This window comes from Burkholderia cepacia ATCC 25416 (genome assembly GCF_001411495.1).
Classification (GTDB): Bacteria; Pseudomonadota; Gammaproteobacteria; order Burkholderiales; family Burkholderiaceae; genus Burkholderia; species Burkholderia cepacia.
In genome coordinates this window covers 1994617-2015770 of record NZ_CP012982.1, presented here as the reverse complement: position 1 = coordinate 2015770, position 21154 = coordinate 1994617, and the positions used below count along the sequence as shown (strand labels likewise).

At 65.1% G+C, this 21154-nt stretch carries 18 protein-coding genes; 11 read left to right on the top strand and 7 right to left on the bottom strand.

Annotated elements, in window-relative coordinates; all coding sequences use genetic code 11:
• Window positions 1-5 precede the first annotated feature (5 nt).
• Window positions 6-902 (top strand): oxidoreductase, encoded by an 897-nt coding sequence (locus tag APZ15_RS26305; RefSeq protein ID WP_027789939.1) that lies wholly within the window; start codon window positions 6-8, stop codon window positions 900-902.
• A gap of 184 nt (window positions 903-1086) precedes the next feature.
• Here the strand turns inward: APZ15_RS26305 and APZ15_RS26300 are convergent, their stop codons facing one another.
• On the bottom strand, window positions 1087-1659 hold the full coding sequence (locus APZ15_RS26300) for a YbhB/YbcL family Raf kinase inhibitor-like protein (protein WP_027789940.1): 573 nt from the start codon (window positions 1657-1659) through the stop codon (window positions 1087-1089).
• Window positions 1660-2132: 473 nt separating this feature from the next.
• Here APZ15_RS26300 and APZ15_RS26295 point away from each other — a divergent pair, with 473 nt between their 5' ends.
• The 10 genes from APZ15_RS26295 (at window position 2133) to APZ15_RS26250 (ending at window position 14685) form a co-directional block, all read left to right on the top strand.
• Window positions 2133-2465, top strand: a complete 333-nt coding sequence (locus tag APZ15_RS26295) for a DUF2322 family protein (RefSeq protein WP_027789941.1) — start codon at window positions 2133-2135, stop codon at window positions 2463-2465.
• 870 nt (window positions 2466-3335) lie between these two features.
• Window positions 3336-4751, top strand: a complete 1416-nt coding sequence (locus APZ15_RS26290) for an undecaprenyl-phosphate glucose phosphotransferase (RefSeq protein WP_027789942.1) — start codon at window positions 3336-3338, stop codon at window positions 4749-4751.
• 46 nt (window positions 4752-4797) lie between these two features.
• A complete protein-coding gene (locus APZ15_RS26285) occupies window positions 4798-5973 on the top strand; it encodes a polysaccharide biosynthesis/export family protein (RefSeq protein ID WP_080982098.1) in 1176 nt (391 codons plus the stop codon).
• Window positions 5970-6500, top strand: a complete 531-nt coding sequence (locus APZ15_RS26280) for a low molecular weight protein-tyrosine-phosphatase (RefSeq protein WP_027789944.1) — start codon at window positions 5970-5972, stop codon at window positions 6498-6500. Before APZ15_RS26285 ends, APZ15_RS26280 begins: the two co-directional genes overlap by 4 nt.
• Window positions 6501-6504: 4 nt before the next feature.
• Complete coding sequence (locus tag APZ15_RS26275) at window positions 6505-8802, top strand: polysaccharide biosynthesis tyrosine autokinase (RefSeq protein ID WP_080982097.1); 2298 nt, start codon at window positions 6505-6507, stop codon at window positions 8800-8802.
• The gene (locus APZ15_RS26270) at window positions 8799-10055 is read left to right on the top strand and encodes a glycosyltransferase family 4 protein (protein WP_027789946.1); all 1257 of its coding nucleotides are present in this window, start codon (window positions 8799-8801) and stop codon (window positions 10053-10055) included. The genes APZ15_RS26275 and APZ15_RS26270 overlap by 4 nt, the downstream gene beginning before the upstream one ends.
• Window positions 10052-11206: a polysaccharide pyruvyl transferase family protein gene (locus tag APZ15_RS26265; protein ID WP_027789947.1), complete on the top strand. Its 1155-nt coding sequence runs from the start codon at window positions 10052-10054 to the stop codon at window positions 11204-11206. The genes APZ15_RS26270 and APZ15_RS26265 overlap by 4 nt, the downstream gene beginning before the upstream one ends.
• 17 nt (window positions 11207-11223) lie before the next feature.
• Entirely contained in the window at window positions 11224-12507 is a 1284-nt protein-coding gene (locus APZ15_RS26260) for a polysaccharide biosynthesis protein (protein WP_027789948.1), read from the top strand.
• Window positions 12497-13645, top strand: coding sequence for a hypothetical protein (locus APZ15_RS26255; RefSeq protein ID WP_027789949.1), 1149 nt, complete (start codon window positions 12497-12499; stop codon window positions 13643-13645). Before APZ15_RS26260 ends, APZ15_RS26255 begins: the two co-directional genes overlap by 11 nt.
• Window positions 13642-14685: an acyltransferase family protein gene (locus APZ15_RS26250; RefSeq protein WP_027789950.1), complete on the top strand. Its 1044-nt coding sequence runs from the start codon at window positions 13642-13644 to the stop codon at window positions 14683-14685. The genes APZ15_RS26255 and APZ15_RS26250 overlap by 4 nt, the downstream gene beginning before the upstream one ends.
• Window positions 14686-15131: 446 nt before the next feature.
• Here APZ15_RS26250 and APZ15_RS26245 read toward each other — a convergent pair whose 3' ends face one another.
• The 6 genes from APZ15_RS26245 to APZ15_RS26220 all read right to left on the bottom strand — a co-directional run bounded on the left by APZ15_RS26245 (window position 15132) and on the right by APZ15_RS26220 (window position 21116).
• Window positions 15132-15830 (bottom strand): hypothetical protein, encoded by a 699-nt coding sequence (locus APZ15_RS26245; protein ID WP_027789951.1) that lies wholly within the window; start codon window positions 15828-15830, stop codon window positions 15132-15134.
• Between the two features lie 189 nt (window positions 15831-16019).
• A complete protein-coding gene (locus APZ15_RS26240; RefSeq protein ID WP_027789952.1) occupies window positions 16020-16565 on the bottom strand; it encodes a hypothetical protein in 546 nt (181 codons plus the stop codon).
• 8 nt (window positions 16566-16573) lie between these two features.
• Entirely contained in the window at window positions 16574-17650 is a 1077-nt protein-coding gene (locus APZ15_RS41185) for a hypothetical protein (RefSeq protein WP_138143412.1), read from the bottom strand.
• A gap of 141 nt (window positions 17651-17791) precedes the next feature.
• Window positions 17792-18274, bottom strand: coding sequence for a fimbrial biogenesis chaperone (locus APZ15_RS26230; protein ID WP_027789954.1), 483 nt, complete (start codon window positions 18272-18274; stop codon window positions 17792-17794).
• Complete coding sequence (locus APZ15_RS26225; protein WP_027789955.1) at window positions 18265-18945, bottom strand: pilus assembly protein; 681 nt, start codon at window positions 18943-18945, stop codon at window positions 18265-18267. Before APZ15_RS26225 ends, APZ15_RS26230 begins: the two co-directional genes overlap by 10 nt.
• A 2-nt stretch (window positions 18946-18947) precedes the next feature.
• Entirely contained in the window at window positions 18948-21116 is a 2169-nt protein-coding gene (locus APZ15_RS26220; RefSeq protein ID WP_027789956.1) for a TcfC E-set like domain-containing protein, read from the bottom strand.
• Window positions 21117-21154 lie beyond the last annotated feature (38 nt).

The window sequence follows — 21154 nt, the reverse complement described above, 5'->3', positions numbered from 1 at the left end:
ACACCATGACGAACGCTGACTCCCCGACCGTCGCACTCGTCGGTCCGGGCGCAATCGGAACGACCGTCGCCGCGGCCCTTCACGAAGCCGGCCGCACACCGGTGATCTGCGGCCGCTCGGCCCACGCGCAGCTGAAGCTGCGCTTTGACGGCGGCGAGATCGTCGTGCCCGGGCCCGTCCTGACCGATCCGCACGCGGTCAAGGAGCGGTTCGATCTCGTGTTCGTTGCGGTGAAGTCGACGCAGATAGCGAGCGCGGCACCCTGGGTCTCCGCGCTATGCGATGCGAATACCGTCGTCTGCGTGCTGCAAAACGGCGTCGAGCAAAAAGCCGCGTTCGCGCCGTACGCGGCCGGCGCCACGGTCGTGCCGTCGGTCGTCTGGTTTCCGGCGCAGCGCGAATCGGGCGCATCGGTGTGGCTGCGGGGCAAGCCTCGGCTCACGCTGCCCGATACGCCGGCGAGCAACGTGGTGGTCGCCGCGTTGCACGGCACGCGCTGCTCGCCGGAGGTCGCGGAGGATTTCATCTCGCTCGCGTGGCGCAAGCTTTTGCAGAACGCAGTAGCGGGACTGATGGTGCTGACCGGTCGCCGCGCCGGCATGTACGCGCGCAGCGACATCACCGAACTGTCGCTCGCCTACCTGCGGGAATGTCTCGAGGTCGCGCGGGCCGAAGGTGCGAAGCTGGGTGATGAAGTGCCGCAGGAAATCGTCGATGGACTGCATGGCTATCCGCCCGACTTGGGTACGTCCATCCTGGCCGACCGGCAGGGCAACCATCCGCTCGAATGGGACTGCCGGAACGGCGTCGTGCAGCGATACGGACGAGCGCACGGCATTCCGACGCCGATCAGCGATCTGGTCGTGCCGCTTCTCGCTGCCGCCAGCGATGGTCCGGGCTAGTCGCAAGGAAACCCAAGCGCATCCGATCGACGCGAGACTCCCCACCTGACCGGCCATGACATTCGGCCGCAGGTCACTGGCTCGCGCCGCACTGTTTCTCGTCAGCAGCGAAGGGCGCTTCGTCAACGGCACGAACCGAAATGCCGACGGCGGGATGCGCTGCGATGACCTCCCGCCACGACGCTCACTCCGCCGCTCGGTGATACATCGCAACGTAGCGAGCCCGTGCAATCACTTTTCCGTGCATCTGATATGCAACGAGGGCCGGGCTCGACGTGGCGTTCACGTCGATACCTGGAACCGAGAGCGCCGACGCCGTGACGACGTATCGGTGCGACTCTCCCTGAGGCGGGCAAGGCCCGCCGTATTTCGCCGCGCCGAAGTCGGTCAGCGTTTCGATGGCCCCCGCAGGCATCCGCTTCGGATCGCCGGAGGCGCCCTTTTCGATCGACGTGTCGGATGTCGGAATATTGACGACGCCCCAATGCATCCAGCCCAGTCCGCCCGTCGGGGCGTCGGGGTCGTGAATGGTCACGACGACGCTCTTCGTTCCGTGAGGAAGATGGGACCACGAAATGCGTGGCGAGACGTTTCCGCCGTGGCAGCCAAATCCGCCGTAGACCTGTTCGTTCTCGAACCGGCCATGGTTCAGGTCATCGACTTTGACGGAGAACGTTCCCGCGACGGCGATTGTCGGCACGATCGACAAGAGCATCGCGGAGCAGAGGGTCGATCGCGAAAGGAAATTGAATGTCATGGCGTGCTCCGTTGAAAAGGAGGGCGTTTCCGCGGCAGGCAAAAACGAGCCAGCCGAACGAAGCGCGCGGGTTGCCGGCTTCCTTGCGGCAGATACGCCGGGTTGAAACAAGAAACAAGCGTTGTACAACCGGCGTTGACGCAAATTGTAGATTTGGATTCCCAACGTCGGTAGCGTCGCCCACGCGTTCACCATGTTGTCTTGATAGCAACAATTGACGACGGGCATGTCTTGAGATTGCGATCGCGACCGTCACGCTGAAGTGGCGGCGGCACGAGAAGCAGGCATCGCAAACCGGCCGACTGCGTCTCGCGGAGCATTCGCGCGTGCCCGCAATCGGCCGCCGTGCGCGTCTACGGCCGGATGATCCGACTCCGTGCGAATCGCCCGGTTGCGTCGAAGAATGCAGCCCGGCGAATCAGATAACATACGGGCCGCCACCTTTCCACGATCAAACCGACGGAGCGTTTTCAGTGATTCAACCGACCCCTGTATTCAAGGACAACCTCGCGCAACTGCCGGCCATCGACGGTATCGCGCGCATCGATCTCGCCGGCGCGAACGGCGACGTGGTCGCCAGCATCGAGAATCAGCCCGGCAAGCAAGGTTCGCTCGCGGTGTACAACTACCTGAAGCAGGCCTTCGGTGTGCTCGACGCAAACGCAGCCGAGCACGGCCTCGCGGTGTTCGCGGAACACACCGCCGACGCACGCAACCGCCCCGGCGCGCACCCGAACGTCGATCGCCTGCTCGCGATCGTCGCCGGCGGCGAAGCGCTGCGCATCGACGTCGCCGCGAAGGGTTAAACGACAGGCGGGACAACGATGCCGACCATGAGTGCATGGCACGCTCATGCTTCTCTTCGATGGGCGCCAATGCATGGCGCATCATCGTCCCGCCCGCAAGACCGCAACAACCCGGTCATGCCTGATCGAGCGCAGGCAAGCGTCAGCCAAGACGCATCGCTTTCGTCGAGCACGCGCGGTCGCCAGCCTTCGTGCCGGCCCGACCTGATGAAGCGCATGCCCCTGCCCATGCCGTCACGCAAGCAACCGCATTCATGCGATCAATGACAGCGTCGCACGCAAGTCATCATTTTTTCGCTTCGTTGTCCTGATTTCAATACGACCTCGCACCGGTCGCCCACGCCGTCGCCAGCGAATCCCTTCGTCCATTAAGCGCCGGCGCCGAATTTTTGCGACGCATCGCAAATCGCCCTACCCGAAACCGCATGCCGCCCCGGCATCGCCGGCTACCGTCCCGCCCCTTGCCCATGCCGGCGCGCTTCTCCGCGCCCTGCTCCGACGACTGGATCAATCGAGGCCTGTTCGTTCGCGGCACACGCATCTCAAAAACCCGGTCTCATCGAATTCGTACGTGTACCAGTTGCGTACAAGGTCATTTAATACGCGTCCCATTTAAATCCCTTCCCCGGTTGACGAAAATTGATTCCGGTCGAGTTGATTCAGACGCGTCGCATTGATCAGGCCTCGTTCACGAATGCCTCAATGCGCTGCACGCGACCACCCGATAAGGCAGGCGGCGCTCCCTCCCCGCATCTCCCCTTCCCGTGAAACGGAAGCACTGACACCGCTCGGCACTCCCCTGCCGCGACGCATTGTGTCGTGCGAAGGGTGACGCACGCTCCATCAGACAAATACGGTAGTGAAGGATATATGCATACGGCACTCGAAGAGCGGCGCCCCGCAGCGCCGCAGGCAGTCGATGGGCTGCTCGCACGCATCGTCGACGTCACGCTGATTGCGGTCGGTGCTGCTGCGGCGGCCCGTTTTTTCCCCGGCGACGATGTCGATCCGTCCAGCTGCGTGGCGATCGTCGCCAGCACTGCGGCGTTCGCGACGGTCTTGTTCCCGGCGTTCGGCATGGCGCGCACACCGCACTGTCGCGCGAAATATCGCGTCGCCATCCTGACCTTTACGGCATGGCTAATCGCACTCGCGGGGTCGGCGATCGTCATGTTCGCGATGCACGGCGCGTTGCCCGTGCCGCTGAACGGGTTCCTGTTCTGGGCGGCGGTAAGCGGCATCGCACTCGTCGCGTTTCGGCTCATCGCATGCGCGACGCTCGAACGGATCGTCCACCAGGGCGAACGCGTCAGGCAAGTCGCGATCGTCGGCGGCGGCGCGCATTGCGCCGCAGTGCTCGAACGGATCGCGCAATCGCCGTCGGCGAGCTATCGCCCGGCAGCCGTGCTCGATCCGGATTGTTCGGCGCAAGGCAGCGCAATCGGCATCGATGTTTTTCAGACGCTGGATGCATTCGCCGCGCACGTGCGGGCGCAGGCGATCCCGGAAGTCTGGATCGCACTGCCGATCACCGAAACCGGTGCCGTCGTTCGCGTGCTCGATGCATTCCGGCACGACCTCGTGAACGTCCGCCTCGTGCCCGACGTCAGCCAGCTTGCGATGTTCGACGGCGAAATGGTCGACCTGGTCGGCGCGCCGGCGATCAACCTCGTCGCGTCTCCGCTGTCGCCTCGCGCGCTGGTTCAGAAAGCGATCTTCGATCGGCTGTTCGCGGCGGCAGTGCTGGTCGGTACGGCACCGCTGCTGCTCGCGATCGCGGCAGCCGTCCGGTTGTCTTCGCCTGGCCCCGTGCTGTTCCGTCAGCAACGCAAGGGCGCGGACGGCAAGGCGTTCTCGATCTACAAGTTCCGCACGATGCGGATTCATGCAGACGCGGACGGCGGCGTGCGGCAAGCGACGCCCAACGATCCGCGCGTGACCCGCATCGGTGCATTCCTGCGCCGCACGAGCCTCGACGAGATGCCGCAGTTCATCAACGTGCTGCGCGGCGAGATGTCCGTCGTCGGCCCGCGTCCGCATGCGCTCGAACACGACGACCTGTACCAGACGATCGTCGACGGCTACATCCATCGCTACCGCGTCAAGCCCGGCATTACCGGCTGGGCGCAGATCAACGGCCTGCGCGGCGAAACGGATCGCGTCGAGAAGATGCAGCGCCGCGTCGAAGCCGATCTTCATTACCTGCGCAACTGGTCGTTCGCACTCGATATGCGGATTGTCGTCGCGACGATCGCGTGCGGCTGGACACATCACAACGCGTACTGATCACGCATAGGGTGCCGCCGCGCGGCGCCCATTCCTGGAGAAAGCCATGCCTATGGAATCCGCCGCACGCGCGCGGACCGGAGCCGCGCGCCCGCGCGGCGCCCGCCTGTTGCCGATACTGTCGATCGCGACGCTCAGCGTCGCGCTGTCCGCCTGCGCGCTCGCCCCCGGCATGCGGATGGTCGAGCCGCTCCCGCCATCCGCGACGGATGCCCGGCCCGGCGGTGAAGCGCCGCATTACGAGATCCGGAAAATCGGCCCCGACCTGATTCGCCAACTGAAGGCGCAGGCGGCGCAGCAACTGGCCGCGCAAGTCGACCTGCTGACGACATCGCCGGGCGCGTACCGGATCGGCCCGGGCGACGTGCTGCAGATCACCGTATGGGATCACCCCGAGCTGGCGGCCGCGCAAGGCGCGGCGACGCCGAACGCGCCGCACGCCGCCGATCCCGTCACCGGCTTCGTCGTCGATCAGAACGGCGACCTGACGTTCCCGTTCGCCGGCCGGGTTCGCGTCGCGGGCCTCACCGCCGACGCCGCGCGAACGCGTGTCACCGATGCGCTCACGCGCGCCTACCGCAATCCGCAAGTCACGCTGCGCGTCGCGTCGTTCCGTTCGAAGCAGGTCTACATCGACGGCGAAGTGCGCGCGCCGGGCAACCAGCCCGTCAACGACGTGCCGATGACACTCTACGAAGCGCTCGGTCGCGCAGGCGGCCTGAATCCGGCCGCCGACCAGAGCCGGATGACACTCGTGCGCGATGGCGTGTCGCATCCGCTCGACCTGACGCAGTTGCTGCGCCAGGGCCGCAATCCGGCCGACATCGTGCTCGCCGCCGGCGATCTGCTGCATGTGCCGAGCCGCAGCGACTACGGCGTCTACGTAATGGGCGAGGTCAACAAGCCGTCGCTCGCGCTACCGCTGCGCGACGGCGGGCTCACGTTGTCCGACGCGCTGTCGCAGGCCGGCAGCGTGAATCCGAACACGGCCGACGCCGCGCAACTGTTCGTGATCCGCGGCTCGCAGACCGACAGCCCGCAGGTGTTCCACCTCGACGCGCGCTCGCCGGTGTCGATGGTCCTCGCGAACGAGTTCGAGCTGCAGCCGAAAGACATCGTCTATGTCGACGGCAACAGCCTCGTGCGCTTCAGCCGCGTGCTGAGCCTGCTGCTGCCCGGTGTCAACTCCAGCGCCATGGCCGCGGCGCTCGCCATCAAATGAGCGCGCTCGCCACCTTGCTCGTCGTGTGCGTCGGCAACATCTGCCGCAGCCCGATGGCGCAGGCGCTGTTCCGCGCGCGCCTGCCGGGTGTCGACGTGCAGTCGGCCGGCCTCGGCGCGCTCGTCGGGCATCCGGCCGAGCCTTTCGCCGTTGCGCTGATGCGCGAACGCGGCCTCGACATCGCCGCACATCGCGCGCGCCTGCTCACGCCGCCGCTCTGCGCGCAAGCCGACCTGATCGTGACGATGGAGCGCGACCAGAAGCGCGCGCTCGAGCGCCGCCATCCGTCGCTGCTGGGCCGCGTGTTCACGCTCGGCGAATTCTGCCCGGCACCGGGCCACGCACGTCCGGGCTTCGACGTGCCCGACCCGTATTGCGGCACGCGCCCGTTGTTCGAGCAGAGCCTTCAGCTCATCGAGCAAGGCGTCGACGACTGGTGCGCGCGCCTCGCGTCGGCCACGCAGCCCATCGCCTCGGCGGACGCCGCCTCCCCGCCGCCTGCCGCTTCCTCCCGATTTCCGGACTGAACCGATGATGCCAACCTCTCCCCCTCCGCGCATGCCCGAGCATGCCGACGAGATCACGCTGGCCGGCGTGATCGACACGTTCGTCTCCCATCGCTGGCTGATCGCGTGCGTCACCGCTGCATGCGTCGGCGCCGGCACGCTGTATGCATTCCTCACTCATCCGCAATACCAGGCCGACATCCTGCTGCAGATCGAGGACAGCGGCGACGCATCCGCCGCGAAGAGCCTGCTCGGCGACGTGTCGTCGCTGTTCGACGTCAAGTCGACGGCCGCGGCCGAAGCGCAGATCCTCGCGTCGCGGCTCGTCGTCACGCGCGCCGTCGACGATCTGCGCAGCTATATCGACGTGCGGCCGAAGCGCTTTCCGGTCGTCGGCGATTTCATCTCGCGTTTCAACCCGGACGTCGCGCGCCCCGGCGTGCTGGGCATCGGCGGTTATGCGTGGGGCAATGAGCACGCCGATCTCCCCCGCTTCGACGTGCCGAAACCGCTCGAAGGCGACCGTTTCGAACTGACGGTGCTCGACGGCGGACGCTACCGGCTCTCGGGGCCCGGCCTGTCCGCGCCGGTCGTCGGGCAGCACGGCCGGACGGAAACGTTCCGGACGGCAAACGGCCCGCTCGTCGTCGAGCTCGCCCGCGTCGACGCGCAACCCGGCACGCGTTTCACGGTCGTGCGCCAGTCGCGCGCGGAGACCATCGACACGCTGCGCCGCACGCTCGACGTTCAGGAGAAGGTCAAGCAGTCGGGCGTGATCGTCGCGACGCTGCGCGGCCCCGATCCGCAGCGCGTTCAGGCCACGCTGCAGGCCATCGCGAGCCACTACGTCCGACAACACATCGAGCGCCGGTCCGCCGATGCCGCGCAGTCGCTGGCGTTCCTCAACACTCAACCGCCGATCCTCAAGAAGCAGCTTCAGCAAGCCGAGCAGCGCTATACGGACATGCGCAACGCGCACGGCGCAGTCGACCTGACCGAGGAAGCGAAGCTGGTGCTGCAGCAGACTGCCGATGCAAAAACGCGCCTGCTGGAACTGCAGCAGAAGCGCGACGAGATGGCCACGCGTTTCGCACCCGGGCATCCCGACATGATCGCGATCGACGCGCAGATCGGCACGCTGCGACGCCAGCAGCAGGACGTCGAGCAGCACGTGAAGCGCCTGCCCGATCTCCAGCAGAACGCGTTGCGACTGATGCTCGACGTCAAGGTCGACACGGATCTGTATACCGCGCTGCTCGGCAACGCTCAGCAGCTCGAACTGGTGAAAGCGGGCCGGACCGGCAGCGTGCGGCTCGTCGACGCGCCGACCGTGCCCGACGAGCCCGTCCGCCCGAAGCGGACCATCGTGATCGGCGCGGCCGCGCTGTTCGGTCTCGTGCTGGGCGTCGGGCTCGCATTCGCGCGCGATTTCCTGTTCGGCGGCGTCGACAGCGCCGATGAAATCGAGCGCCACCTCGGCATCAACGTCTACGCGACGATTCCCGATTCGACGGAGCAGCGGCATGTCGCACGCCGGATGGCCGCCCACGCGCCGGGCCCGCATCTGCTGAGCGTGCGCGATCCGCACGACGCGGCGATCGAAAGCCTGCGCAGCCTGCGCACCGCGCTGCGCTACGCGATGCAGGGCGCACGCAACAACGTGCTGCTGCTGAGCGGCCCGGCACCGGGCGCGGGCAAGTCGTTCGTGTCCGCGAATTTCGCGGCCCTGCTCGCCGCGAACGGGGCACGCGTACTGCTCGTCGACGGCGATCTGCGCAAGGGGTATCTGCACGACTATTTCGGCGTCGCGCGCGAGCGCGGCTTCGCCGAGATCGTGTCGGGCGACCTCGCGCCGCACGACGCGATTCACGCGAACGTGGTGCCGAACCTCGATTTCGTCGCGACCGGCGCATTGCAGCCGAACCCCGATGCGTTGCTCGCCGACGAGCGGATCGCCGCGCTGCTCGGCGATTGGTCGGCGCGCTACGACGCGGTGGTCATCGATTCCGCACCGATTCTCGCGGTCGCGGATGCAGTCGTGCTCGGCCGGCATGCCGGCGCCGTGCTGCTGGTCGCCCGCGCCGGCGCAACGCGTCTCGCCGAACTGGGCGAAGCCGCGCGACAGCTCGCGCACAACGGCATCGCAACAGCCGGCGTGCTGCTCAACGGCGTTATCCCGCGCGCAGGCCGTTACGGCGGCCGCTACGGCGCCTACCGCTATACGCGATACGGCGACGCGCCGCGTCGCGACACCCATTCATCGCCGGCACGCCGCGCACTGCGCGCGCTGGCGGCACGGCTTCGCCAAGGAGGCTCGCGATGAGCGACACGATCGATCTCGGGCGCAACGCGCGCCCCGCCACGGACGCATCCCGAGAGCCCGCCCTCACCATGCCGCCCGGCCCCGCCGCGCGCACGGCCCACGGCCCGCATCCGCGCCTTCGCATCGCGCTGGTCGTCGAAGCAGCGGGCGGCGGCGTCGCCGTTCATCTCGCCGACCTGATCCGCGGCCTGAGCGCGCACGACGGCATCGAACTGCATCTGATCATTCCGCAAGGCCCGCGTTTCGACGCATCGATTCTCGACGCGAGCGTACTCGCACATTGCCGATCCGTTCACGCGGTGCCGATGCGGCGCGCGGTCGGCTGGCGCGACGCGATCGCCGTCGCCCGACTCTACCGGCATCTGCTGCGCATCGGCCCCGACATCGTGCACAGCCACAGTTCGAAGGCCGGCGCGATCGCGCGCCTGTGCATCGGCCCCTGGCGGCAGGTGTATACGCCGCACGCGGTGTATACGCTGAACCCGTCGCTGCGCGGCTGGCGCCGCCGCTTCTACGGCACGATCGAGCGCGTGCTCGGCTGCCTGCGCTCGAGCCGGATCGTCGCGGTCTCGCGCGACGAGGCGGCGCATCTGCACGACACGCTCGGTATTCCGGACCACCGCATCGACACGATCGTCAACGGCGTGACGCCGCCGCGGCTGATGCCGCGCGACGACGCGAGGCGCGCGCTCGGCCTGCCGAGCGATGCAGTGGTGGTCGGTTTCGTCGGCCGCCTCGAGCACCAGAAGGGCGTCGACCGGCTCGTGCGCATCGCGCGCGGCGTCCATCGACGGTGCGGCAACGCGGTGCAGTTCGTCGTGATCGGCCCCGGCGATTTCGATGCGGCAGCCGGCCCCGATGCCGACGACGTGCCGCCGAACCTGCGCGTCGTCGGCGCGGTGGAAGGCGCGAATCGCTACTTCTCCGCGTTCGACCTCTTTGCGCTGCCGAGCCGCTACGAAGGCTTTCCGTACGTCTGCCTCGAGGCACTGGCCGCGCGCGTGCCGACCGTCGCATCGAACGTGGCCGGTGCCGCCGAACTGATCCGCTCGCACGACATCGGCCTCGTGGTACCGAACGACGACGACACGACCGACTTCATGCACGCCGTCGTCACGCTCGCTGACGACACGGCGTTGCGGCGCGGCATGCGCGCGAATTGCGCGCACGCACTCGAACACTATTCCGCCGCCGCGATGGTCCAGCGCACGCTCGCGCTCTACCGCAACGTCGCTCACCAGGAACCGAAATGACCCCGACCACCCACATAGCACTGTTGCATGCGTATAGCGCGCGTAATTCCGGGGACGGCCTGCTGGTCGATCTGTCCGTCGGGTTGCTGCGCGAGGCATTCGGGGATGCAATCCGGATCTCGATCGTCGCGGCCGATCCGGCTTCGTTTCCCGCCTACGACGACGTCGCCGCGGCACCCGTGCTTGCCGACCACGGCACGAGGCGGGTGACGGGCGCGGCCCGCTTCGTGCTGCCGGTCCACGCGAACAGGAGGCTGCACGACTTGCAAGGCCTGCTCGATCGCGTCGATTTGATCGTCGGCGTCGGCGGCGGCTATCTGCGCGCGCTCAATTGCCTCGAGGCACTGAAGCTGGAAGCTGGCCATCTGCTGCAGATGCGCGCGGCGAAGGCCTCGGGCAAACCGGTCGTGTACCTGCCGCAAAGCATCGGCCCCGTGCGGCCGACGTGGCCCGTGGGCACGCACCTGCGCCACCTGCTCGCGTCGTTCGACACGGTATTCGTGCGGGACGACCGCTCGTCCGCGTTCCTTGCCGCCAATGCGAACACGCGCCGCGCGCCCGATCTCGCCGTGCTGGATTTCGAGCGCCGCAGCGACACGATCCTGCAGCGGGCCGCCCGCTCCGGCGACGGCGTGCGTCACGTCGCATTCGTGTTGCGGCGCCCGCCGGCATGGAGCCGCTCGCAGTGCGCGCGTTACGCCACGTCGATTGCACGGCTGATCGAGCGTGTCCGCCCGCACTGCCGCATCTCGTTCGCGGTGCAGAGCGCCTGCCGCGGCAACGACGACGCCGCGTACTACCGCGACATGGGCATCCAGGACGCGCTCGTGCCACTCAAAGCGCTGCTCGCGCACGATGCGCCCGACTGGGTCGTCTCGGTGCGCCTGCACGGCGCGCTGGAATCCGTGCTGCAAGGCGTGCCGGCGTTCCACGTCAGCTACGAGCGCAAGGGCTTCGGCGCGTATGCGGATCTGCATCTCGACGACTGGGTCGTCAACGGCGCGGCGTTCGACCCGGACGCCGTCGCCGACAAGATTCTCGCCACCGGCTCGGCAACCGCGTTCTGGCATTCGGCCCGCACAGGGCTCGACCGGATTCGCACAGCGCGCGAACACGTGGTCGACGCGTTGCGCGCGGCTCGATACGCGTGACGACCTGAAGGCTGCCAATGCTCATTCGACTCACCCTCAGATTCGCCGCACTCGGCCTCAAGTTCGGCCTGACGATCATCATCGCGCGCGCGCTCGGCTTCGATGCGTTCGCCGTCTACGGGCTCGCGGTCGCCGCATCCGTCGTCGCGTCGAAACTGCTCGGGCTCGGCTTCAGCACGGAACTCAACCGCCGGCTGAGCGCGAGCGACCCGCTGCCCGCGATCGGCGAGGCACACAGACTGGGCACCGCGTTCGCCGGGCTGTATCTGCTGATCTGCACGTCGCTCGCGATCGCATCGCTCGCCGGTTTTTCAGCCGGCGAATTCGGCGTGTCGACGCGCGTGCTGGGGTGCGTCCTGCTCGTTGCGCTCGCCGAGCACGCGGCATTCGAAACGAATACATGGATGTTTTCACTGCACCGCCCGCGCGTGGGCTCGTTGCTGCAGTTCGTCCGCACCGGCGGATGGGCCGCCATCGCGTGCGCCGGCCTGCTCGTCGGTGCGATACGCTCGATCGAAGCCGTATTCGCGCTGTGGTTCGCGTGCAATGCGTGCGTCGTGGCCGTATCGTGGCATCGCATCGGCGTGCTTGCGCGCCGGGCCGGCCACGCGGGGCGAATCGCACGCATGCCCGCGGCCCGCGACATGATCGAGGTCTGGCTGCGCGGCCTGCCGTTCTACGCGGCAGGCGGGCTGCTGTCGATCCTGCAGTACGTCGAGCGCTTCATCGCCAATGGCCACGCAAGTGCCGATGCGCTCGGCCGCTATGTTTTCGCGTGGTCGGTCGCCAACGCCGTGCAGGCGATTGCCTTGGCGACGGTCGTCGCCACGGCCGCGCCAGATTTCGTGCGTGTGCTCACGGACGACCCCGCCGACTTCCGTCGTCGGCTGCGCCGTGCGGTGGCGGCCAGCGCGGGGCTGGCGACATTGCTTTCCGTCGCGATCCTCGCCGTGCACGACGACCTGTTCCGGCTCGCGAACGAACGGGCCGGTGCGCACGAGGTCGTGTTGCTGGCGGTACTGCTCGCGTCGTTCGTGCTGCGCGCGGCTGCCGACGTGCTGTGGGCGGCCGCGATCGCGTTGCGGACCGGCGTCGCCGTCACGCTGTCGATGGCAGGCATCGCGCTGGTTTGCGTGCCGGCCGCGTGGTACCTGATCGCGCGTTTCGGCACGACCGGTGCGGCGCTCGCGCATCTGACGGCCAGCATCGCGATCGTCGCCGCGCTGGCGCCGATCGTCCTGCGCAGCGTGCGAATCCACGCGGCCGGCGCGATCCGGAGGAGCGTATCCGATGCTGCATAAGCTGATTGGCGCAGGGCCAACCCTCAGTCGCGGATTGACCCGCGCGATCGCGGCGCTGGCCGTGTTGCTTTACTGGATCGTCTATGCGAAGGCCGGCACGTTCCTCCCTGAATACGTGTTCCGCGACGCGGAGAAGATCCAGAGCCAGATCGGCGGATCGGGCAACTACGACGGGACCTCATTCGATGCCGTCGCGAAGTTCTACGCGATGCTGGGCGTCGGCGGCACCCACGCGTTCACCGCCACGGTCGGCGCGCTGTTCATCTGCCTGATGATCGCGCAGGGGCGCCGCGTCGGTTCGCTCGCGACGAGCCTCGTGCTGCTCGTGCCCTGCGTGTTCTTCAACCTGTTCGTCGCGAGCAAGGACACGCTCGTCGTGCTGATCGCGATCGTGCTGGCCAGGGTCGCGCAACGCCGCCCGGCGCTCGCCGCGATCGCGGCGGCCGTCGTGCTGTACAGCGCCTACGCGGCAATCGTGCGCAGCTATTTCGTGCTGATCCTCGGGGCCGCATTCGCCGTGCTGCTGTTCCGGCGAGGCTCATGGCGCCGCAGGACGCTGCTGGTGCTCGCCGCGCCGCTCGTGTTCGTGCTGCTGCCGTACGATGCGTATTACCTGCTGCTGCATCCGCGCGACATGGCCGCGGACTACCTCGCATACGGTTCGCCGTATGGCGCGCGCACCAGCTTCCACAACCCGGTCGCCCCGACTTCGTTTTTCGCGTTCTGCGTCGATTACCTGTATGCGACGCTGCGGCTGAATCTGCCGGTGCTGTTCTCACCCGGGCCGAAGGAAATCGCCATGCAGGGGTTTGTCTGGATCGCGCTGGCCGCCGTGTGGCGGCGCACGCCCGGCGACGGCCAGCTGGCCCGCGACGTGCTCGCGTCGCTCGTCGTCGGCCATGTCGCCGTGTCGATGCTGTTCGAGCCCGATCTCGGCAGTTACACACGCCATTTGTCGAGCGTGTCGCTGCTGTGTGCGATGCAGTTCGCCGGTTTCGCGCGCCAGGTACGCCGGCCGGATCGGTCGGCGTCCATGCCGGGCGCCGATGCCGGTGCCGGCGCCGCAAGCGGTGTCGAAGCGCACGTGCCTCCGTCCGCAATCTCGCCTTCGCGGCACGCAATCCGGGGGGACATGTGAGCGCGAACACACAGCGCCAGCCCATCTACCTGAACATCCAGTCCGCGCGGGCGCTCGCCGCGCTCGCGGTGGTCGCCTATCACTTGAACGTGCTGCCGTCCGGGCAAGCCGGTGTCGACGTCTTCTTCGTGATCAGCGGATTCATCATGTCGTGCGTCGCACCGTACGAGGGACGCGATTTCCTCGTCAAGCGCCTGATCCGGATCGTGCCGCTCTACTGGGTGACGACGCTCGGCATCCATGCGATCGCACTGCTGCGTCCTCACTGGCTGAACACGACGACGGCGGCGCCCGACTATCTCGTCAAGTCGCTGTTGTTCATCCCGTACGTAAAGGAAAACGGTCATTGGGGGCCGCTGAATCTCAACGGCTGGACGCTCGAGTACGAGATGCTGTTCTATCTCGTTGTCGCGGCCGCGCTCGGCTGCGTGCGCGCGCGTCATGCGACCGCATTTGCCGCGCTGACGCTTGCGTTGCTGTGCGCATGCGTGGCCGTTTTCGACCCACGCGGGGCGACCGTCGTCGGCCATCTCGGTCAACCGTTCGTGCTGGAATTCGGTCTGGGTGTCGTGGCGCACGGCGTGCTGCAAACCGGCATCGCGAAGCGGATCGCCGCGCCCGTATGGGCTGCCGTCGCCGTTGCCGCCATCGCGGCGATCCCGGTGCTGCAGATGCGCTACGGCACACCGGAAGGGTTTGCGCGAGTCGTGCTGTGGGGCGGCCCCGCGTTCGTGCTGATCGTCGCGCTGGTCGCGCTGGACAGGCGGAGTTGGACCAACCGGAACCGGATCATGGCCGCGCTCGGCGCCGCCAGCTATTCGATCTATCTGATCCATCCGTACGTGATCGGCATGGCCGGCAAGCTTGCCGGACTACGCGCCGATCCGCGCACGGCGGCAGGCCTTGGTGCCACGTGCGCGATCCTCGGCGTGGCTTGCGTCTGCGGTTACGTCTGTCACGTATGGATCGAACGACCGATGTTGAAGGCGCTGAACCGGAGATTCCGGCACGCACGCGGCGCGGCGGAATCGTCGACGTGATCGCAAGCGGGATTCGACAATGCCCGTCGCGGCGAGCCGCGCACCGAACACATCGCAGCTCGCCGACAGCGTCGCCGTCTCGCCGGCCGGCAGTTGCCGGACCAGCGCGCTGAAGCCGAGGTCGGCGACGATGCTGTCGGCCATCGCCTGCCGCTTCTCGCTCGATGCGTTGATCGCGGGCCTGACGTCAAGCCTGTACACGGTTTCGGTATCGACCGCATGCATCGACTTGACCGCGATCGTCTTCGCTTGCCCCTGCGCGAGACTCATGCGGAATGGATACGCATCGCGGCTTCCCGCGAATCCGTCCCCATGCCTGATTTCCATGTGTCGGAAATCGGCAGCAATTGAAGGTGCCGATTGCTGCAGCAGCACGGCCGGCCCGGTAAACGCAAGCGGTAGATCGGTGGAATACAACCGACCTGCCGCTAACGAATACCGTTCGATCAAAGACCGTCGGAGCCGGTCGTCTTCGTATCCGATGACGCGGAACTGCTGCGACAGGTCGGCTGCCCCGGGATCTCGACGATATGCCCTTGCAGCGGTCGCGGGACACCCGGGTAGACATTGAATTTTTCCACGGCGTGGCCGTCCACCTTGGCGTCTTTCACCGCATAACGCACGTTCCCGGTGGCCGTCAGGCGCGCACCGTATGCGTCGCACGTCACGGACAATTCCTCGCGTTCGTTTGCAGGCAACTGGCGGACAAGCGCGCTGAATCCCAGGCTGACGACAATGCTGCCGGAAGCTTTCTGCCGTTCTTCGGCCAACACCCGAATCACCGGCTTGACGTCCAAGCGGTACACCGTTTCCGTTTCAACTGGCTGCGTCGGCTTCAGTTTGATGGTCTTGGTCTGCCTTGGCGCGAGGGTCAACTTGAACGGGTACGCGTACAGCGACGGCTTTACCGCGGTTCCAACCTGCTCGAGTTCTTCTTCCTTCAATGGAACCCCGGGGTTGAGCAGGCGAGCCAGCGAAATCGTCACGTACTCCGGACGGTCGCCATTGTTGACGATCTGCACGGAAGTCGTGCCCTTGTCGACCTCGATCTCCTTCGGCATCACGTCGATCGCCGCGAAGGCCGAACCCGAGATGAACCCGGCGATCATGGCCGTAATCGGAAAACTGAATACTTGCAATTTCATAGGCATGTCTCGATGGATCGACAAGTTTCAGGAAGATGCCGCGTCTATCGTCTTGCGCCGCTTGTCTTTCGCGTACACGGCCCTTGTTAATGATGCGCGCAGCCAATCAGGGACGGAAAATGCACCGCCCGCACAATGGCGGGCGGCAATATGTTCCATCATCTCAGATGACGGGCATGGTCGTCTTCGTTATTTCGTCACGATCGGCTCGAAGATCAAAGACAACGTGCCTGTATAGGTGCCGGTCGTGCTCTTGAAATCGCCAGCCGGCGGATAGGCGGAGACTGCGAGATTGTAGTACCCCTCCGAATCGATATTGGGCGACGGCGGCGCCGGGTTCTCGAATTCGATACCCTGCCCAACGGTAAGCGGCTTGAGGTCGGCGCCTTCGACACCCATGTTGACCTTCGGCGTCTGGAATGCCTGGGTCGGCTTCGCCTGGTTCCTGATTTCCAGCGGCTGGTCCATGCGGACCCGGAATTTTCCGGCGGTCGAAATGACACGCAGTCGTGCCTGCACCTCGTAAGCCGTTTCCCAACCACCCAGTTGCTGCATCGTCAAGCCTTGTCCGAACCATCCGCCCTGGTCGTCCGTGATGATCAGATTATCCGCGCGAGTCACTTGGGCCGTAACTTTGCTCTGGCTCTTGCCATTGACCAAAATGATTTGCGCCGCAGCGAGTGCCGGCATGAAGGCCACCGCAACAAGCAGCCAACCGAAAATGCGTTTCTTCATCTCGCCCCCTAGGACTTGGTCACGATGGTGAATGACAGTACGTCGCTGTAGTCGCCCGTATCGGCGGTCGTGTCTACCGACGTCTTGAACGTCGGGACGAAACACGTGCGATTGCCATTGTTCAGCCTCACCGGGCTATTACTGCTGTTCGGCAACGGAAAGGTGGCGCTTCCGCTATCCAGCGTCACGCTGTAGGGAACCGCCTGTTTCGGCTTGCTGATGTTCTTGAGCAGGTAGCGATTGCCTGAAACACCATTCGCATTCGTTGCATTGATGACGAAATTTCGGGAACTGTCGACGCCGGTGTACGTGAAGCACAGTTGCTGTGCGGGCGTGGCGAGCGTTTTCACACCTTCACCCCGCGGCAGTTCGCCCAGATTCCAATCCGGCGCGGCCATATCGATGGTGATAGCGGGCGGCGGCGGTGGCGGCGGGACCGTCGGGTTCACCACCTTGCACGAACCCGTGCTCCCCATACCATTGAGATAAGCGGCACCGGTGATTTCGCCGATGTCATCGCCGTACGTATAATTACCGGCTCTAATAGCGACCCCAGGCCAATCCTTGATTGCCGAATTGTTGATATTAACCTCGACGTCGGCCGTGAACGCTTGTTTTGTGCCCCAATTCACTAACGTATTATCTCTGCCATTATGATACATCACATAACCCATGCCCTCGTATGATTTGCTACTTCTTACGCCATTGAGTGCCACGTACCTGGCCGCCGCACTGCTTGGATTCAATTTCCCGTTTCTATCGTATGTGTATATCAATATCCCCCGCGAATTGAATACCGTGTCGGGTGCGAGTGCACCCGAAGAAGTTTTCCCCAAATTCCCCGTGATCGTTCGATAGTTGATGGTCACGTTGATCGTGCTGGTTCCATCCCCATTGTTTCTCCACGAACATGCCCCATAGCTATTGGCAACGTTGGCAAGCTGAAGCTTGAAGATTTGCGCGGATGCGTCGAAGGGCAGCGCAGTAAAGCACAATGCGAACACATAACGTCGCCACTTTCTCAACATTCCGATATTGCTGATCAATTTTTTCATTTCGATAAATTGAAAGTTTAATTTCATCATCGCAACAGTCGGCTTGGGTGCCAGACACACCGTTCTTGACCATGTGACGATATATCTCCGTCGTCATGCAATGGACGCGGTAATGCCTGCATCGGCGCTCGTGTTCGAAGCAAGGGCGTATTCCGCCTTAACACGAGCGAGCTATTTCTCCTGTGCTGCGCGCTGGTAAATCACCACGCCATACCCGACATTGATGAACAACGGCGCCGGTGCGCCTTCGCTTTCCCCGGCATCGACAAGCACCCGCTCCTTCGGCCGAAACGTGATTCGCCATACCTGCGTGCGTGACGGCGTGCTCAGTTCCTTCAATCCCATTCGATACTTCTGCCCTGGCGCCAGTGTCAACCGACCGGGAAGCACGAACAGGCTCGGCTGCTTCACTTCGGCAACCGGGACTAGATGCTCCGGGGTGTCACCCGGATTGGTCAGCAAGTGCTGTTCGACATTCAGGTAAAGCGGTGTATCGCCGGTGTTCTCTACGTACAACTCGCTTGCCGGTATTCCCGGCTCCAGCGTCAGTTCAGTGCGGGACAATTTCAGAATTCCCGCCGCCATGCTGCTGGTGCAGCACAGCGCCGCAAGCATGCCCAGCGCCCAGCGCCGCTTGTGCGTCATCACGGGCATTCCAGCGTCATCGGCTTTTCGTCGATGCGCAACGACATCCGCTTGGTCGCAAAATGCTGCGGCGTACCGGGGAACAGTGCGATGGTCTGCGGGGCAGCCGATTGATCGACCTTCACATCGTTGAAAATCTGGCGAATATTGCCCGTGCTCTCGAGCGTCATCCCGCCACTCTCGCAGCGATGTGTCCAGCCCGACTGCTGCTTGCCCGGCGGCGGCATGTGCCGCACGAGCACGCCGTAACCGATCGCGACCGACATCGGCGCCGTAATCTTCTCTTTCGGCGCGTCATCAACCTTGAGTGACCGTACCGGCAGGATGTACAAGCGGTACAGCGCTTCCTGCTCCGGCTCCGCGAGCGACTTCAGGACGATTGCGCGCGTCTGGCCCGGGCCGAGCGTCAACTTGTCCGGGCTGGCCAGTACGCCGGGGTGCTCGAGATCGCCCAGCGCGACCTTGTTTTCCGGTGTCTTGCCCGGGTTCGTGACCTTCTGCACCGACACGTTCAGATAGAGCGGCGCATCGCCCATGTTTTTCACCGTCACCTTCTGCTCGTGCGCGTTGAACACCTTGGTCGTCGCGGGCATCACCATCAGCTCGCCTTCGGCATGGGCCGGTTGGATCGTCGCCAGCAGCAGCCCGCACAGCGCGGGAAGCATGGTTCGCAAATTCATGTTCATTTCGTTTCCTCTCCTGCATTCGTATCGGTCGTGAGCTCGCAGCTGTAATTGCTGCCCTTCGCTTCCTTCAGGTCGCAGCTATAACGGCGATCGTCGCGCTGCACGGTAACCATGCTCAGCATCTTCTTGCTGACGATCGAGAACAGTCCGTTCCGGTGGACCGTATCGCCGGTTTCCACCACTTTCCCGTCGATGGGCTTGCCGTCGGCGTCCGTCAGGAAGCCGCTGTAGATCATGTTGATGTCGACCCGCGCCTTCGCCGAATACACCTGCCCCGGATGCGCGCGGACGATGTTCGCCGGCACTTCGATGTTCATGTCGAGATCCTGGCTGTTGCTCAGCACGCGGGCGAACGCGACATCGTTGTATGCGTTCAGCGGCACCGCATAGGTGCTGTCGCCGGCAACCGGGGCGCCCTCGACGTTGAAGCCGTACTTCATGCCGTCGATCTTCGGCGTCTTCAGCAGCATCGCGCTGCCGCTCGGACTGTAGCGCCCGAACGCGACGCCGTCCTTGTTCGCCGCCACCATGCCGCGGTAGTTGAAGTCCACGTTGCTGCCCGCGCTGCTGTGGCCGAGGTTCAGCGACGCGTCGCCGCGCGTGCCGGACCGGCTGCCGTAGACATTGACGCCGTAGTCGTTGCCGACGCGGTTCGCATTCAATCCGATCGACGACGTGCCGAAGCTGTCCTGGAAATCCTTGCGGACATCGCCGCTCAACTGCGTCTGCCCGCCGGAATGCGCGGCGCTGAAGCTCGCCTGCACCTTGTCCAGCATCATGGTCATGTTGAAGTACACGCCATAACCGCCGTTGCCGCGCTGGAAGCCACCCTTCTGCACACCCAGCGCAAAGGTGCCCCACAACCCGTTCGGGCGATAGTTCCAGCGCACTTCCGCCTGATGGGCCGCACCGGAATTCGACTGCTGATAGTTGTAGCCGACGGTCGCCTTGCGGATGGTGCGGCTGTAAGACACGGCCGTGCTCGGCTGCCCCCGATAGAAGCGCGACACGTCGGTGTTCTGGTAACGGCTCACCATCAGGCTGCCGAGCGCTTCACTCGCCAGCGAAATGTTCGCGTAACCGCCGACGCCCCTCTCCCCGCTCAGCACGCCGAGCGTGGGCGCGACGTCGATGCCGGCGATTTGCGTCGGGCGCGTCACGTTCACTTCCGCGGCCCATTTCCCGTCGTGCCCCGCAAGCATCGACGCGTTCACATAGAACTGCTTCAGGTTTCGGCTCAGGCCGGCCTCGACCAGAAACCCGCCTTCGTCCATGTCCTTGCCGGCCGTCACATGCCACGAATTGCCGCCGCCCGTTGCCCCGAAGTTGAGGTTGTTGATTTCGCGGGTTTCGCGGGCAACCACGTTGCCGTTGCGGTCGACAAGGCGCACCTCCACCGAGTAGTAGCCGCCCGGAAGATCGGCGAAGCTGATCTCGTTGCGGCCGATCGCCGCCGGCCGCTTCATGATCAGGCGGCCGCTGCGGTAAAACTCGTAATTCCCTTCCGCGGTCGCATAGAGAATCAGCGACCCGGCATTGTTGTTGACCTGCAGGTGTGTCTGGCTGCCGACCGTCACGAACTGGTCGAAGCTCGGCGAAAGCAGCGTACTGACCGAACCCGACGCATAGTCGATGTTGTTCTGCTTGCCTGCCCGCACATACGTGTTGGCAAAGTTCTTCTGCAGGTAATACGACGACACGCCGCGCGTGCCGCCACTGCCGTAACGCGACGACGTCTGGTTCGCGTACCAGCTCACGTAGCCGAAGCTCTGCGACGGCAGGCCGACCCAGGTGTTGCCGTTGAAGTTCGCGGCCCGGTAGCCATCTGACGCGGCGCGCAAGTCCAGTGACTGATTGTTGACGATGCCCAGGCTCGTCTGCGGCGCGACATAATCTTCGCGCTTGCCGCGAATCGAAATCGACCGCTTCATCTTGTCGACGGTGACGTAGTAACCGTCGACCTCGACGTCGCAGCCCTTGCTGCAACGCTTGTAATCCAGTTTCGAAACGACGTTCGTTAAGGTGCGGATGTCCTCCGCAGGAACGCCGTTTTCCTCATATTTGCCCGCATCGAACGTGAGGGCGCCATCCGCTTGCGAATAGCCGATGAACCCCGGCAGCGTCCGTCCTTTGAACGTCGCTACATAATTCGCGCTGTCATCCATCTCGGCCGCGCTGAACCCTTCAGGTACTCCGTACGAGA

Excerpts from the sequence above, each read along its gene's own strand:
- APZ15_RS26305 (WP_027789939.1), top strand. The coding sequence starts at position 6 with ATGACGAACGCTGACTCCCCGACCGTCGCACTCGTCGGTCCGGGCGCA.
- APZ15_RS26300 (WP_027789940.1), bottom strand. The coding sequence starts at position 1,659 with ATGACATTCAATTTCCTTTCGCGATCGACCCTCTGCTCCGCGATGCTC.
- APZ15_RS26290 (WP_027789942.1), top strand. The coding sequence starts at position 3,336 with ATGCATACGGCACTCGAAGAGCGGCGCCCCGCAGCGCCGCAGGCAGTC.
- APZ15_RS26285 (WP_080982098.1), top strand. The coding sequence starts at position 4,798 with ATGCCTATGGAATCCGCCGCACGCGCGCGGACCGGAGCCGCGCGCCCG.
- APZ15_RS26280 (WP_027789944.1), top strand. The coding sequence starts at position 5,970 with ATGAGCGCGCTCGCCACCTTGCTCGTCGTGTGCGTCGGCAACATCTGC.
- APZ15_RS26275 (WP_080982097.1), top strand. The coding sequence starts at position 6,505 with ATGATGCCAACCTCTCCCCCTCCGCGCATGCCCGAGCATGCCGACGAG.
- APZ15_RS26270 (WP_027789946.1), top strand. The coding sequence starts at position 8,799 with ATGAGCGACACGATCGATCTCGGGCGCAACGCGCGCCCCGCCACGGAC.
- APZ15_RS26265 (WP_027789947.1), top strand. The coding sequence starts at position 10,052 with ATGACCCCGACCACCCACATAGCACTGTTGCATGCGTATAGCGCGCGT.
- APZ15_RS26260 (WP_027789948.1), top strand. The coding sequence starts at position 11,224 with ATGCTCATTCGACTCACCCTCAGATTCGCCGCACTCGGCCTCAAGTTC.
- APZ15_RS26255 (WP_027789949.1), top strand. The coding sequence starts at position 12,497 with ATGCTGCATAAGCTGATTGGCGCAGGGCCAACCCTCAGTCGCGGATTG.
- APZ15_RS26245 (WP_027789951.1), bottom strand. The coding sequence starts at position 15,830 with ATGAAATTGCAAGTATTCAGTTTTCCGATTACGGCCATGATCGCCGGG.
- APZ15_RS26240 (WP_027789952.1), bottom strand. The coding sequence starts at position 16,565 with ATGAAGAAACGCATTTTCGGTTGGCTGCTTGTTGCGGTGGCCTTCATG.
- APZ15_RS41185 (WP_138143412.1), bottom strand. The coding sequence starts at position 17,650 with ATGATGAAATTAAACTTTCAATTTATCGAAATGAAAAAATTGATCAGC.
- APZ15_RS26230 (WP_027789954.1), bottom strand. The coding sequence starts at position 18,274 with ATGCCCGTGATGACGCACAAGCGGCGCTGGGCGCTGGGCATGCTTGCG.
- APZ15_RS26225 (WP_027789955.1), bottom strand. The coding sequence starts at position 18,945 with ATGAATTTGCGAACCATGCTTCCCGCGCTGTGCGGGCTGCTGCTGGCG.
- APZ15_RS26220 (WP_027789956.1), bottom strand. The coding sequence starts at position 21,116 with ATGGATGACAGCGCGAATTATGTAGCGACGTTCAAAGGACGGACGCTG.